The 14,718-nt window shown below is 59.7% G+C and carries 16 protein-coding genes; 3 read left to right on the top strand and 13 right to left on the bottom strand.

Features of this window, described 5'->3' with window-relative positions:
* Both AKL27_RS27680 and AKL27_RS09675 read left to right on the top strand, forming a co-directional pair.
* Window positions 1–101 (top strand): FAD-dependent oxidoreductase (locus AKL27_RS27680; RefSeq protein ID WP_157056869.1); only part of this gene is annotated, 101 nt, incomplete at its 5' end.
* A gap of 138 nt (window positions 102–239) precedes the next feature.
* Window positions 240–1,379 (top strand): alpha-hydroxy acid oxidase, encoded by a 1,140-nt coding sequence (locus AKL27_RS09675; RefSeq protein WP_050462595.1) that lies wholly within the window; start codon window positions 240–242, stop codon window positions 1,377–1,379.
* A gap of 117 nt (window positions 1,380–1,496) precedes the next feature.
* Here the strand turns inward: AKL27_RS09675 and AKL27_RS09670 are convergent, their stop codons facing one another.
* Window positions 1,497–2,168, bottom strand: coding sequence for an ankyrin repeat domain-containing protein (locus tag AKL27_RS09670; RefSeq protein ID WP_050462594.1), 672 nt, complete (start codon window positions 2,166–2,168; stop codon window positions 1,497–1,499).
* Window positions 2,169–2,173: 5 nt separating this feature from the next.
* Window positions 2,174–2,953, bottom strand: a complete 780-nt coding sequence (locus AKL27_RS09665) for a TatD family hydrolase (protein ID WP_050462593.1) — start codon at window positions 2,951–2,953, stop codon at window positions 2,174–2,176.
* A gap of 205 nt (window positions 2,954–3,158) precedes the next feature.
* Here AKL27_RS09665 and AKL27_RS09660 point away from each other — a divergent pair, with 205 nt between their 5' ends.
* The gene (locus tag AKL27_RS09660) at window positions 3,159–3,494 is read left to right on the top strand and encodes a hypothetical protein (RefSeq protein ID WP_050462592.1); all 336 of its coding nucleotides are present in this window, start codon (window positions 3,159–3,161) and stop codon (window positions 3,492–3,494) included.
* A 44-nt stretch (window positions 3,495–3,538) separates the two neighbouring features.
* Here the strand turns inward: AKL27_RS09660 and AKL27_RS09655 are convergent, their stop codons facing one another.
* The 11 genes from AKL27_RS09655 to mltG form a co-directional block, all read right to left on the bottom strand.
* Window positions 3,539–4,102, bottom strand: coding sequence for a response regulator transcription factor (locus AKL27_RS09655; protein ID WP_050462591.1), 564 nt, complete (start codon window positions 4,100–4,102; stop codon window positions 3,539–3,541).
* A complete protein-coding gene (locus AKL27_RS09650; protein ID WP_050462590.1) occupies window positions 4,099–5,367 on the bottom strand; it encodes an ATP-binding protein in 1,269 nt (422 codons plus the stop codon). Before AKL27_RS09650 ends, AKL27_RS09655 begins: the two co-directional genes overlap by 4 nt.
* 143 nt (window positions 5,368–5,510) lie before the next feature.
* Window positions 5,511–6,647 (bottom strand): PepSY-associated TM helix domain-containing protein, encoded by a 1,137-nt coding sequence (locus AKL27_RS09645; protein WP_050462589.1) that lies wholly within the window; start codon window positions 6,645–6,647, stop codon window positions 5,511–5,513.
* 38 nt (window positions 6,648–6,685) lie between these two features.
* Window positions 6,686–9,115: a TonB-dependent siderophore receptor gene (locus tag AKL27_RS09640; protein ID WP_083438958.1), complete on the bottom strand. Its 2,430-nt coding sequence runs from the start codon at window positions 9,113–9,115 to the stop codon at window positions 6,686–6,688.
* 103 nt (window positions 9,116–9,218) lie between these two features.
* On the bottom strand, window positions 9,219–10,229 hold the full coding sequence (locus tag AKL27_RS09635; protein WP_157056868.1) for a FecR family protein: 1,011 nt from the start codon (window positions 10,227–10,229) through the stop codon (window positions 9,219–9,221).
* Window positions 10,226–10,735, bottom strand: coding sequence for a sigma-70 family RNA polymerase sigma factor (locus AKL27_RS09630; protein ID WP_050462587.1), 510 nt, complete (start codon window positions 10,733–10,735; stop codon window positions 10,226–10,228). Before AKL27_RS09630 ends, AKL27_RS09635 begins: the two co-directional genes overlap by 4 nt.
* Before the next feature lie 136 nt (window positions 10,736–10,871).
* A complete protein-coding gene (locus AKL27_RS09625) occupies window positions 10,872–11,375 on the bottom strand; it encodes a GNAT family N-acetyltransferase (RefSeq protein ID WP_050462586.1) in 504 nt (167 codons plus the stop codon).
* Between the two features lie 39 nt (window positions 11,376–11,414).
* Window positions 11,415–11,822 carry a PilZ domain-containing protein gene (locus AKL27_RS09620; RefSeq protein ID WP_050462585.1) on the bottom strand — a complete coding sequence of 136 codons (408 nt, stop codon included), beginning with the start codon at window positions 11,820–11,822 and terminating at the stop codon, window positions 11,415–11,417.
* 44 nt (window positions 11,823–11,866) lie between these two features.
* Window positions 11,867–12,895, bottom strand: a complete 1,029-nt coding sequence (locus AKL27_RS09615; RefSeq protein ID WP_050462584.1) for a DNA polymerase III subunit delta' — start codon at window positions 12,893–12,895, stop codon at window positions 11,867–11,869.
* Window positions 12,896–12,941: 46 nt separating this feature from the next.
* Complete coding sequence (tmk, locus tag AKL27_RS09610; RefSeq protein ID WP_050462583.1) at window positions 12,942–13,550, bottom strand: dTMP kinase; 609 nt, start codon at window positions 13,548–13,550, stop codon at window positions 12,942–12,944.
* 143 nt (window positions 13,551–13,693) lie between these two features.
* Complete coding sequence (gene mltG, locus AKL27_RS09605; protein ID WP_050462582.1) at window positions 13,694–14,674, bottom strand: endolytic transglycosylase MltG; 981 nt, start codon at window positions 14,672–14,674, stop codon at window positions 13,694–13,696.
* Window positions 14,675–14,718: the final 44 nt, after the last annotated feature.

The raw sequence follows: 14,718 nt of genomic DNA, 5'->3' as shown, positions 1-14,718 counted from the left end.
TGCCCGACGTGCTGCTGGCCGGCGACTATACCGCCGGCGACTATCCGGCCACGCTGGAAGCCGCCATACGCAGTGGCGTGGCAGCAGCGGCGTTGCTGTAAAAGCGGCGCTGCCATCCGGCTGACGCTGCGGCTGCCGAATTAAAAAAATTCACCGACGCCTGAAACGAATTCCCCCACGGATTTGCCCTTTTGTCCTACGATACGGCATCTTTTATCGGCTTTTCCTGGAGAATTTACATGCCTGTCATCACCTGTGTCGAAGATTTACGTATTCTGGCCAAGAAACGGGTCCCGAAAGCGTTTTACGACTATGCCGACAGCGGCTCCTATACCGAGAGCACGTATCGCGCCAATACCGATGACCTGGCCGCCATCAAGCTGCGCCAGCGCGTAGCGATCAATGTTGACGAGCGCAGCACCCGCACCACCATGATCGGCCACGATGTCACCATGCCGGTAGCGATTGCGCCGACCGGCCTGACCGGCATGCAATGGGCCAACGGCGAAATGCTGGGCGCGATGGCGGCAGAAAAATTCGGTATCCCGTTCACGCTGTCGACCATGAGCATCTGCTCGATCGAAGATGTCGCCAGCGTCACCACCAAGCCATTCTGGTTTCAGTTATATGTGATGCGCGACCGCGGCTTCGTCAAATCGATGATTGATCGCGCCAAGGCTGCCAAGTGCTCGGCGCTGGTGCTGACGCTCGACTTGCAAATCCTCGGCCAGCGCCACAAGGATCTGAAGAACGGCATGTCAGTGCCGCCCAAGCTGACGCTCGACACCCTGCTCGATCTGGCCAGCAAACCGGGCTGGGCCTTGCGCGCCCTCACCGGCCGCAAAACCTTCGGCAATCTGGCCGGCCACATCACCGGTGGCGGCAGCGGCATTCAAACCCTGAGCCAATGGACCGCCAGCCAGTTCGACCCGACCCTGAACTGGGATGACGTCGCATGGATCAAAGAGCAATGGGGCGGCAAGCTGATCCTGAAGGGTATTCTGGATGTCGAGGACGCCAAGATCGCCGCCACCACCGGGGCCGATGCACTGGTGGTCAGCAATCACGGCGGCCGTCAGCTGGACGGAGCAATGTCGTCGATTGAAGCGTTGCCGGCGATTGCCGAAGCCGTCGGCGACAAGATTGAAGTCTGGTTCGATGGCGGCATCCGCACCGGTCAGGATATTCTGAAAGCCACCGCGCTCGGCGCCAAGGGCAGCATGATCGGCCGCGCCTTCCTGTACAGTCTGGGCGCCATGGGCGAACAAGGCGTGACCAAGATGCTGCAGATCCTGCAAAAAGAACTCGATGTCAGCATGGCGTTGACCGGCACCAAGGATATCAAGGATGTCGGCCCGCAGATTCTGATTCGTCGCTGATCGTCATTGCGTTTTCGCCAATCCCGGGCAGGCCCGGCCCGCAGCGCACAATAAAAAATCCCGTAACGTCAGTGCACGTTACGGGATTTTTTTTGCCTGCATTGCCGCCGCTGCGCACTATGGCGCCGGTGCGCTCAATATCTCGATCACTTCATCCTGATGCGCTCGCCTGGCCAGATCCAGTGCCGTCAGGCCATCGCTGTTTTTGAGACTGATGTCAGCCCCCTCTTCGCGCAACAATTTGACCGCGCCGACACGACCGCGTACTGCCGCCAGCATGATCGGCGTCATCTTGCCTTCCGGCGATTCGGCATCGATATAGGCCGAGGCATCCAGCAAGGCTTTGATGCTTTGCGGATTGCCGTTGATTGCCGCGTAATGCAAGGCGGTCCAGCCGGGACCATTGACTTCCACTTCGCGCGCCAGCAACTCCCTGACGACTGCCGGATAGCCATGGAAAGCGGCCAGCATCAATACCGTATCGCCATTTTTGGCATGCGCTTCAAGATCCACGCCGGGGGTATTGAACAGCACCGTAAACACGCTCATCGAATCTTCGCGCAGGGCCAGCATCATGCCGTTATAACCGCGCTGCGCCTCCACCATGTTGGGACTCAGTCCGCGTTGCAACAGTTGCCGCAATACGCGGGCATCATCCATGTGGATGGCTTCGAAATAGTCATCGTAAGAACCGGCCAGCGCCAATGCCGGCAGCAGCAACAGCAGCCCGAGCCAGCGCCGGGTACGACGGCCGGCAGCGACCAGCCGGCGGGACAGAATGGCGTTCATCGATATCACCGCGCGATCTTGAACAGTCGGAAGAAATTGTCAGTGGTGACCCGCGCCACTTCCGCCACCGGAATCCCGCGCAGATCGGCGATGTATTCCGCTACATGACGTACCAGCCCGGGTTCGTTGGTTTTGCCGCGAAACGGTACCGGCGCCAGATAGGGCGAGTCGGTTTCGATCAGCATGCGTTCCAGCGGAATGGTGCGCGCCACGGCCTGGATGTCCTTGGCGCTTTTGAAAGTCACGATGCCGGAAAAGGAAATGTAGAAACCGAGGGCGATGGCCGCATCGGCCACTTCCTGCGATTCCGTAAAGCAGTGCATGACGCCGCCGACGCCACCGGCTTCCGGATTCGCGCCCTCTTCCAGCATGATGCGCAAGGTATCTTCCGAGGCCGAGCGGGTATGAATGATCAGTGGTTTACCGGTCGCACGCGAGGCGCGGATATGCACGCGAAAGCGTTCGCGCTGCCATGCGAGATCACCTTGCAGACGAAAATAATCAAGGCCGGTTTCACCGATGGCGACGATGCGCGGATGATCCGCCAGCGCCACCAACTGCTCAACCGTCGGTTCCGGCGTGTCTTCATAATCGGGATGCACGCCGACCGAAGCATAGACATTGGGATATTGCTCCGCCAGCGCCAGCACTTGCGGAAAATCAGGCAAATCCACCGATACGCACAGCGCATGACTGACTTTGTTTTCAGTCATCTTGCCGAAAATCTCGGGCAAGCGCGCAGCCAGGTCGGGGAAATTGATGTGACAGTGAGAATCGATATACATAGGACCGATATTGTACGGGAGAAAACGCCCGCCCACACCCGGCACCCCTGCCTGTCATGCTGCCGGCAGCATTTCCTACAGGATTATCGGAAAATGCCGGCTACCTTTTTTCTTGCCGGCAAGCCATCATGAGAACGTGCAAGTTCACTCCAGCAAGTGCACAAACAAATGTACCTGTTGCTACTCTGCCACGAAAGGAAACGTCATGCGACAGTCTGCCACCAGCGCCAAACGCCGGCGTCAATTCGAGCATATCCGGAAAAGCGAAGAGCAACGCGGCGTACCGCCCCGGCGCGCCGCCGAGATTGCCGGCCGTACCGTCAACAAGGTGCGCGCTCAACAAGGCGAAGCCAACACTGCCAGCGCCACCTCCCTCAACGACATGTCGCCGTCGCGACGCGGCGGTCTGCACTCGCACAGCGGTGCGCAGGGCCGCACTTATGCCCAACTGTATCAGGAAGCCCGCACCAAAAAGATTGCCGGCCGCTCCGGCATGAACAAGGCTGAATTGCTCAAGGCCCTTGCCGGACATCATCATTGAAGCATACCGCAGACGGGCGGCAAAGGACGAGAATGGGCGGCGAACTAGCGCGCCACCGGCCGCTTGCCCAGTTTGCGTTGCAGGGTACGGCGGTGCATGTTGAGCGCGCGCGCCGTCGACGATACATTACCGTCATGTTCGGCCAGCACGCGCTGGATGTGTTCCCACTCCAGACGTTCGACTGACAGCGGTTCGGTATGACTGGCGCTGCTGGCCATTGCCGCGCCGGCGACTGCGGCGCCCTCTTCGGCCTCGGCCCCGTGTTGCAGCGCCGACAGGATCGAATCGACATTGGCCGGCTTGGCCAGATAATTATCGGCACCGGCCTTGATGGCCTGTACCGTGGTGGCGATGCTGGCGTAGCCGGTCAGCACCAGCAAGCGCGCACGCGGCAAGGCCTGACGCAAGGGACTGATCCATTGCAGACCGGAATCCTGCGCCAACTGCAAATCAATCGTGGCGTAATCGAAAGCGGTACTGCGTGCCGCCGCCAGCGCATCATCGCCGTTCAGTGCCACGGTCGCGGTGAAGCCGCGCCGCGTCAGGGAACGCGCCAGCGTGCCGGCGAACACTTCATTGTCATCAAGAATCAGAATCGCGGCGCTCATGGGCGTGCTCCCGGCGTCAATGGCAGTGTCAATTGCACTCGCGTGCCGTTCGGCGGCGTCGAACTCAGGACGATCCTGGCGCCGATCTGGCGCGCGCTGGCGAAGGCCAGCATCAGGCCGATACCCTTGCCGCCGGTATGGCTGCGCACCGGTTCGTAACCAAGGCGCTTGAGCAAGCCGGCATCGATGCCGGCGCCGTTGTCATTGACTTCAATCACCGCTTGCTGGGCCGTCACGCTGAGCCGGACTTCAACCCGGCCGCCTGTTTGCGCGGCATTATCGAGCAAGGTCAGCAATATCTGGCTGACGATTTGCTGTTCGGCAATCCAGGCAGTATCGGCTGACAAGATGGTTTTGACCACAGTCGCCGGATGGCGCAGGCGCCAGCCATCGACCAGACTCTTGAGCCATGCCGCCAGTGCGATACGCGCAGTACTGGCGGCCGGCTGGATATGCATGCTCATGCGATCCAGCGCCGTCTTGCAGGCGGCGATCTGTTCTTCGACAATCGCCAGATCTTCCCGATGCATGGCCAGCGCCGCATTGCGACTGGCTTCCACGCGCAACTCACCGGCAATCACCGCCACCGTCGACAGCGGCGTACTCATTTCATGCGCGGCACTGGCAGCCTGCGTGCCGAGCGCGACGATCCGCTCACCTTGCAATTGCTGTTCGCGCGCCAGCGCCAGTTGCGCACTGTGTTCCCGCACCGTGGCCGACATGCGCGTGACGAACCAGGTAATCAGCGCCGCCGATACCACGAAATTGAGCCACATGCCGGCCAGATGGTAAGCCATGGCCTGATCGTGATCGTGGATATGCAAGGGTTGATAAAAGTAGGTCAGCGCCGAATACCCGGCCAGCGAATACAGCGCCAGCGCAAAGGCATAACGCCCCGGCAGAATCGCCGCCGCCACCGCCAGTGCCGGCAGGTAAAAGGAAACGAAGGGATTGGTAGCGCCGCCGGCGAAATACAGTAACGCCGTCAGCGCAGTGACATCGGCCAGCAATTGCAGCCATAGTTCGAAGTCCGGCGCCGGGCGCACATTGCGCATGCGCCACCAGGTAAATGCATTGATCAGGCATTGCACGCCGACCACCGACAGCAGCGCCGGCAACGGCAGATCCAGCCCGATCCAGAAGACGGCGGCGACAATCAGCAGCAATTGCACTGTCAGCGCCAGACAGCGCATCCAGAACAGCCGCGCCAGCAATTGATGCTGGGGCAGCACGCGCAACCGGGAAGAAAAGCTTGGAATGAACATGTACAGATTATAGAACTCATTTCATGCATAGCCGCGCGTGCGCCATGGATAAAATGCGTACAGTTACTATCTGCCCGCCACGGCGCCGGACTTGTCCGTATTGCAAGCTGGCGGCGATGCGGCCGAACCAGATTGGTGCAATGTCATTTCACCATCGCGCTGTCGGCCAGATGACGCAGCCGCTCGCGGCGTCCCTTGCGGCGCGCCAGCCACAGATACAAGCCGCTGCCGAGCACGATGATGGCCAGCACATCCAGCACTGCCCACAGCAGCTTGAGCGGCAATCCGGCGTAATCGCCAAAGTGCAACGGCTTGGCGATCAGGATCGCACTCACGTACCACGGCAAATCGCGACTGTCGGTCACCACGCCGGTCACCGCATCGACCAGCACCGGTTTGAGCAGATTGGCAGTCAATGGCGTATCGCCGCGCATGAAGAAGGCGTAATGATGCGCACTGGAAAAATTGGTGCCGGGAAAGGCGATGAACGAAGGCTCCATACCCGGCGCCGCAGCTTTGGCATTGCGCGCCGCCAGATCCAGCGAGGCTTGCGGCAATACCACCGGACTGTCTTTGTAGGCCGCCACCATTTCCGCCAACTGGTCATTGCGCCAGGCTTGCAACACGACATCGGCCAGCGTGCTGATCACACCGGTAAAGCCGACCACCAGCACCCAGACCAAGGTCGCAATACCGAGCAGATTATGCAGATCGAGCCAGCGAATACGGCGACCGCGATCGGCGCGCACCTCGCCGAAATCAAGCTTGCGCATCAGCGGCCCGTACACCACCACGCCGGAGATGACCGACGCCAGAAACAGCAGGCCCATGAAGCCAAGAAACAGCTTGCCCGGCAAACCGGCGAACATGTCGGTGTGCAGCTTGAGCAAGACAAAGGTCAGCGTGCGCGATGGCGGCTGTCCCAGCACCTGACCGGTACGCACATCCGACACCAGCGTTTGCGTGGCGTCGGGATGCGTATCCGGCCGTGGCGCCATGACCAGCATGGCGCTGTCCGGCTCGTCACGCTCCCAGATCAGATACTGAATCACCTCGCCGGCACGGCGTGCACGGGCTTGCCGCGCCAGTTCGTCGAGCGCGACATGCGGCGTCGCCGCCGGCATCGGCGGCGCTTCGACCGCATTGCCGAGCGCGTGATCGATTTCATGATGAAAAATCAACGGCAAACCGGTCACGCACAGCAACAACAGAAATGCCGTGCAAATCAGACTGGTCCAGGTGTGCACTACATGCCAGCGCTTGAATACAGCATTGTTCATGCCTTATGCCTCATGCTGATTATTCCCGCCACTGCGCACTACCATTCATAACGTGCGGTCAGATTGACGGTACGTGCGTTTCCGTAATAACAAGAATTTGCATTGTCGCAAGCGGACACGTAACGCTTGTCCAGCAAGTTCATGGCGTTGAGTTGCAGAGTCCAACGTTCGATGGTGTAACGCAGCGACGCATCGAACAGCAGGTAACCAGCGGTTTCCGAGCTATCCACTTTGTTGTAACCGACATGGTTGCCGACATAACGTACTGCACCGCCGAAGCCCAAACGCGCCAACGGTCCCGACTGGATCACATAATCCGCACCTGCGGTTGCCTGCTGTTTCGGCACCAGCGGTATTGGCCGGTTGACTTCGGCCGGATTGGCACTGACCAGAATGCGTGAATTGGTGTACGCATACGAAGCCATCAAACGCAGTCCTGGCAACGGTGACGTCTTGCCTTCCAATTCCACGCCACGGACCCGGGTCTGGCCAATCTGGACATTCTGAAACGTAGCCGGGTCCATCGTCACGCTATTGTTTTGGGTCAGGTCATACAACGCCAATGTCACCAGATTGGTGGTGCCCGGCGGCTGATACTTGATGCCGGCTTCGGTCTGATTGGCAGTGGTCGGTTTCAGTGCGGTGCCGGAAAAATCGATGCCGCCGTTAGCCTGAAACGAACGCGAATAGGCAATGTAGGGGCTGATGCCGGAATCAAATACATAATTCAAGCCGAGCCGCCCCGAAAATGCCTGATCGTTTTGCGACGTGCTTTTTGACGGTGTAATAACGTCATCGGTCTTGCTGCGCACCCAGTCATGGCGGGTACTGGCGGTCAGAATCCACTGATCGAGCTTGATCTGGTCTTGCAGATACAGCCCGAATTGCTTTTGTTTCGTAATCGTATGATTGGTGAATGCCGGCGTGACAATTTTTGCGCCATACACCGGGTTGAAGATATCCAATGTCGGCATGGTCGAACTATATGCGGAAGAATAGTCATCCTTCAGCGCACTGTAATCCGCACCTGCCAGCAAGGTATGTCGCACCGGGCCGGTAGTCAGCCTGGCTTCCAACTGATTATCGAGGGTCAGACTGTTGGCTTTTTCACTGACCGGGAACAGACAGCGTTTAAGGGTACGGAAATCTGCGCTCAAGCCGCAACCATAGACTGCGCTGTGATCCAGACTGGTTTCGCTGTAACGCAGATTTTGGCGGAAAGTCAGCGTGTCGTTGAAGCGATGTTCGAACGCATAACCGAGCGACGCCATATCCTTGCGATAGTAGTCATAGCCCGGCTCGCCGGTGTTCAGATGGCGCGAAATCTGGCCGTAAGGATTGTAATCACGGGTGCCGGCTCCGGGCAAGAAACTGGCGCTGCCGATGCCGTTGGTGTCGGCTTTCTGGAAGCGCGCCAGGAACGTGATATCGGTATCGGCATTCGGGCGCAAGGTGACGCTGGGGGCAATGAAGTAACGCTTGTCCTTGACCTGATCGACCTGCGCATCGCTGTCACGTACCAGCGCGGTCAGGCGATACAGCACGGTCTTGTCGTCATTGACCGGACCAGACAGATCAACAGCGACTTGTTTCTGGCCGTAAGTGCCGACCTGCACTTCAATTTCATGCAAGGGTTCATCGGTCGGACGTTTGCTGATCATGCTGACCATGCCGCCCGGCGGCACCTGTCCATACAAGCCGGAGGATGGGCCTTTCAACACTTCCAGCCGTTCCAGGCCATACGGTTCAAAACGGCTCTCGGTGACGTAAGAACCGACCGGCAGCGCCAGGCCGTCGAGGAAACGGGTCGGTACGAAACCGCGCACCAGCAGCCAGTCCGAACGCGGATCATTGCCATAACCGGCAGCCATCACGCCGGCGGTATAGGCCAATGCCTCATCAATCCCATTCGCACCGCGGTCGCGGATTTCTTCACGGGTGACGACGCTGATCGATTGCGGCGTTTCCAGAATCGGCGTATCGGTCTTGGTGCTGGAAGCACTGCGGCGCGCCACATAGCCACCGACCGGACCGGTCGCGCGCTCGGTTTCGCGCACGCCGGTGACACTGATCAATGGCAGGCTGGCCCCCGCCGCTGCGCCGCTGCCGGCCTCACTGCGCCTGAGGGTCAGCGTGCCATTGGCCGTTTGCAACAATTGCAGGTCGCTGTTGCCGATGGCTTGTCGCACCGCTTGCTCGGCGGTGAAAGTGCCAGTGATGGCAGGTGCCTGACGACCCCGCACCAGTTCCGGATCGACGGCAATGGCCTGCTCGCTTTGCTGCGCGATCTGCGTCAGCGTCACACCGAGGGGCCCGGCCGCCAGTTGATACTGGCGCGCCGCTGCGGCGCTGCTGGCAGATGTCGCTGATGTGGTCTGCGCCAACACCGGCTGTGCACAGAAAACGGCGCACGCCGCCGAGACCGCAACCACCAGAACGCGGGGTTGCAATGAGAAACGCTGATGCATGTCGGTTACTCCCTCAAATATGGATGTCTACAGAGGGGGTAACGTGAGGTTGCAAAAAGTGATCATCCGCCAGCAAAAAAATCGATTATTTTTTTCATGCGATTTATCGCACGTCGATCATCACCAGCACATTGCCGAAGTTGCGCACGCTGATCGGCATGGTTTGCTCCAGCGAACGCAAGACATTATCGGTATCGTCAAGCGGGAACGCGCCCAGCACGCGCAGGCGCGCCGCCGCCGGTGACACGCGGATGAAGCCTTTGCGATAGGCGCGCAAGGCATCAATCACCGCCGCCAGCGTTTCGTCATTGGCCACCAGCATGCCATCGGCCCAGGCCGCCCTGGCGCTGCTATCGCCGGCCACGCGCGTGATGCCGTCAGCGTTGAACCATGCCAACTCGCCGGTGCGCAGCACTTGTTCCTGCGCGCCGTTGCTGATCCGGATGCTGTGCTCCAGCACCAGCGCCAGCGTCTGTTCAGTTTCACGCCGCACCAGAAATTTGGTGCCGAGTGCCTGCGCCGTGCCGTGTTCGGTTTCGATCACGAAGGGCCGGCTGGCATCGGCCACCACGGTGGCGATCAGCTCGCCCTGATGCAGCCGCACCCGACGCATGCCATGACTGAAATCGATATCGGCCGCCGAGCGCGCATTGAGCACCAGCGTGCTGCCATCCGGCAGCGTAAAGCTTTTGCGCTGGCCGGTGCCGGTGCGCAAGTCGGCGCGCAAGGCTGCCAGTGGCAGCGAGCGATTGACCAGCATGCCGGTCGCGATACCGGTGGCGGCAAACACCAGCGCCCCGCGCAAAACCTTGCGCCGGACGGGTGAGCTTGCAGGTCGCAGCACAATGCGTTCGACCGCCTCGGCTTGGCCCGGTGTGCGCTGGTTGACTTCACGCACCGGCGCAAACGAGCGTTGCAATACACCCTGCATGCGTTCCCAGATCTGGGCATTGCGCGGATCGGCCGCGCTCCAGGCAGAAAAGCGTTGATAGTCTTCAGGGGTAGCATCGCCGGAACGGAACAGCACCATCCATTCGATGGCCTGTTCCGCATGCGGATTATCCAGCGCTTCATTGCTGTTGCGGTTGAGCCGCCCGCTCATGCCGGCGCTCACGCCTGCAAGTCCGCGGCCAGCCAGCAGGCACGCATGGCCTGCGTCATGTAACGACGCACGGTAATCACCGGCATCGCCAGTTGGGCGCTGATTTCGCTGTAGGTGAGTTCCTGCAACTGGCTCAGCAAGAACACCTGACGCACCTTCGGGGTCAGGCTGCTGAGCGCCAGATCGATCTGTTGCAAGGCTTCCAGCACCAGTGCGCGATCTTCCTGCGATGGCGCAAAGGCTTCCGGAAAGCGTGCCAGCTCTTCCAGATAAGCACGTTCGATGTCGCGCCGCCGCCAGAAGTTGTACAACACGCGTTTGGCCAGCGTTGCCAGAAAAGCGCGCGGCGCGATGATCTCTTCCACATTGCGCGCGGCCACCACTTGAATGAAGGTATCTTGCGTCAGATCGGCGGCATCATGGCGGCAGCCGAGACGGTGCCGCAACCAGCCTAGCAGCCAGTCGTGATGTGCGTCATACAACTGCGTCAGGAGAACATTGTGGGCGCCGGAAGACATGAGATGGAATCAGCGAATAATTCAAAATGAGAATTATTACTATTTACATCCATCTCTGCAAGCGCAACGGCGGCCTTTGAGCCGAAAAGCAACGAATAGTTTCCAATGAGAAACTATTCTCGTGATGTGCCCGGCTTCAGGCCACGCGTTTTCCGAGAATCACCAGATCGCGTTCGATACCATCGAGTGTCGCCACCCGCGGCATGTCGGCCCAGCGTTCAAAGCCGAAGGCTTCAAACAGTTTCAGGCTCGGCGTATTGTGACCGAATACAAACCCCAGCAAGGTATGCACCGCCACCGCCGGCGCCATGGCAATTGCCCGCTCCAGAAAGTAGCGTCCCAACCCCTGCCCGCGCGCACTTTCGTGAATATAGATCGACAGCTCGGCGGTCCCTGAATAGGCCGGACGGCCATAGAAATTGGAGAACGACAGCCAGCCGATGATCACCCCATCCTGCTCGGCCACCCACAACGGCCGGCGGTCCGGTACATGGTCGTCAAACCAGACCTGACGCGATGCCAGCGTCACCGGCTCGGTATCGGCGGTAACCTGGCGCGACGCCACCGTGCTGTTATAGATGTCAACGATGGCGGCCAGATCTTGCTGGCGCGCGATGCGGTGGGTGTAAGTCGGTTGCATGCGAAGTCAATGAAAAATACAAAAAAAAGAAAACAGAAACTACAAGGTATGACCGGGATGGATTGCCTGTTGTGCTCCGGCCAGCAATGCTTCAATCCTGACCCGGGCTTCCACGCCTTTGCCTTCCGCCGGAAAATGAATGCCGATTCCCTGCGCCCGGTTGTTGACGGCGCCGGCCGGCGTCAGCCACGCCACTTTACCGGCGATGGGATACTTTTGGGTATCCTCCGGCAGTGTCAGCTGCAGATAAATATCATCGCCCATCTGATAGCCCTTGGCGCCGGCGAGGAACAATCCGCCGTTATGGAGAAACGGCATGTAAGCCGCCTGCAGACTGCTGCGCTCCTTGATGTGCAAAGACAGCACGACGGGGCGTGCCGCACCGTTGGCGTGATTGCTGCCATTGGCAACCGGGGCAGCAGACCCGGGCAGATTCGATTCGCTCATCCGGACTCCTTGTAGTCAATGCAAAGATGCAGGTCACAACAGATTCAGGCAAACAGCGCGCTGTATTCCAGCAACATCTCTTCCAGAAACAAGCGCGCGGACAACGGATGATCGGCAATCCGGCGGCGGTCGCCCACGGATTTCAGTGCACTTGCCACTGCCAGCGTATCCACGCGTGCTGCCAGTGCCGCCAGTTCCTTGCCATAGCGCGGGTAATAGCGGATTGCGGTACCGGACTTCAGACAGAACAAGTCATATAACCAGCGCTGCACCCAGCCAACCACTTCCGACAACGGTGTTTTCTGCAAGCGTTCGGCATTCTTGAGCGCGCCATCGATGCCGGGTTGCGCCAGCATGCGCAGCAACTCATCCATCACCTCGCGACTATCGCCTTGCGCCGCCTGAAACGCCGCCAGCGGTGCCCCGCCCTGCTCCGACAACCAGACTTCGGGATTCTTGACCCCTTGCTCCTGCAGCCATTGCAAGCCCTGGGCATGGGTCGGCAACCCCAGCGCAAATTTGCGACAGCGCGACAAGATGGTCGGCAGCAACCGATCCAGCCGATTGGCGACCAGCAAGAACATGGTGCCCGGCGGCGGTTCTTCCAGGGTCTTGAGCAACGAGTTGGCAGCGGCCGTGTTGAGGGCTTCGGCCGGATAGAGCACCACCACGCGCATACCCGAGCGGTGCGTCGAGACATTCATGAAATCCGCCAGCGCCCGGATCTGATCGATCTTGATTTCCTTGGACGGCGCCTTGCTGGCCTTGGCGCTTTTCTTTTCTTCGGCGTCGCCCTCGGCATCGCCATCTTCGCCATCCAGAATTTCCGGCCGCACGCGGCGGTAATCCGGATGATTGTATTGCGAGAACCAGCCGCACGACGCGCAGGTGCCGCAGGCATGCCCTTCGGCCAGCGGCGCTTCGCACAACAGCGATTGCGCGAATGCTTCGGCAAAGGCGGTCTTGCCGATGCCTTCGGTGCCGTAAAACAGAATCGCGTGCGGCAAGCGTTCACGCAACTGCTGCAATTGCTGCCAACTGTCGTTTTGCCAGGGAAGTAATGTATTGCTCATGCGTGTTGGTCGTGTTCCGTCTTGTGTGGTGTCGGCCAGCCTGCCATCAGAGCTGTGCCAGAATTTGTTGCAGCAACACCTGAATCCCGGCAATCGGCCGGGTCGAATCGATCACCCGGAAGCGCTGCGGAAATTCGGCGGCACGACGCAGGTACTCGGCGCGCGTGGCGGCAAAGAAGTCGGCCTTCTCTTGCTCGAACTTGTCCAGCGCCCGTTCCGCATCGAGACGCGCCCGCGCCACTTCCAGCGGCACGTCAAACAGCAGCGTCAGATCAGGTTGCAAATCGGGATGCACCCATTGCTCCAGAATGTTGAGCTTTTCCAGCGCCAGCTTGCGACCGCCGCCCTGATAGGCAAAGCTGGCATCGGTGAAGCGATCCGAAATGACCCAGTCGCCACGTTCCAGCGCCGGGGCAATCACTTGCGCCACATGTTCACGGCGCGCCGCGAACATCAGCAAGGCTTCGGTTTCCAGATGCATTTTGTGGTGCAGCAACAGATTGCGCAGGGTCTCGCCGAGTTCGGTGCCGCCCGGTTCGCGCGTGGTCACCACCGTATGCCCCTGCGCGCGCAACACGTCCGCGACGAAGGCAATATGGGTCGACTTGCCGGCGCCGTCGATACCTTCGAATGTAATGAATTTGCCTGATGCCATGCTAGTCCCGAGGAAGCCGGTCATGCAACGACCGGCAGATATGCTGTGAAACCGATGACCGTTGCTGTCAACGTGCCGCCAGGGCAACACGGCTGACAACGGCCATCACTGAAATAGGGAAATGATGCCGATTGCAAAAAAAATCAGCGCAGATATTTATTGACCGCCTGATTGTGTTCACCAAGGCTACCTGAAAAATGGCTGGTACCGTCACCGCGGGCGACGAAATAAAGCGCCTCGGTTTTATCAGGATTCATGGCCGCTGCCAGCGAAGCCGCCCCGGGCAAGGCAATCGGTGTCGGCGGCAAGCCTTTTCGGGTGTAGGTGTTGTAAGGCGTATCCGTGGTCAGGTCGCTCTTGCGAATGACGCCGCGATAACGTTCGCCCATGCCGTAAATCACGGTCGGGTCGGTTTGCAGCAACATGCCGGTGCGCAAGCGATTGACGAACACGCCGGCCACCATGCCGCGCTCCGATTTCTGTCCGGTTTCCTTTTCCACGATCGAGGCCATCACCAATGCCTCATACGGCGTGCGGTACGGCAGCGACAAATCGCGACGCGACCAGGCTTCGTCCAGACGCTTGCTCATCAGGGAATAGGCCTGGCGGTAAATCTGAAAATCGCTGGCGCCCTTGGCAAACAGATAGGTGTCGGGAAAGAACAACCCTTCCGCCACGGCATATTCACCGCTGATCCGGGCCAGCAGTTCGGCATCGGTCAGGTCTTTGGAGTCATGCTTGAGGCCGGGATGGGCGGCAATCGCCAGGCGCATCTGGCGGAACGACCAGCCCTCGATGATGGTCAGCGACTCTTGCGCAAATTCGCCGCGTACCAGTTGGTCCAGTAACTTGAGCGGCGTGGTGCCGGCTTTCAGTTCGTAGCTGCCGGCCTTGATCCGGTTGCCTTTGCCGCTGGCGCGCGCCAGCAAGGCAAACAGCAAGGGATTGAGCGGCGCCCCGGCGTCGGCAATTTCCTGCGCCGCGCCGGTCATGCCGCTGCCCGGCTCAATCGTGAATGCGACTGGCGCGCTGCCGCCGGCCAGAATTGGCTGGCTGACCCAGTAAGCGGCCAGGCTCGCGAATACGAGTGCCAGCAATATGCAAGTAGTAAACAGTTTTTTCATCGTAAAAACAAAATTCGGCGCAATCTGACGCGATTTCCTGACGC

The sequence above is a fragment of the Herbaspirillum autotrophicum genome (assembly GCF_001189915.1).
Classification (GTDB): Bacteria; Pseudomonadota; Gammaproteobacteria; order Burkholderiales; family Burkholderiaceae_D; genus Herbaspirillum; species Herbaspirillum autotrophicum.
This window is presented reverse-complemented; position numbering and strand designations above follow the sequence as displayed.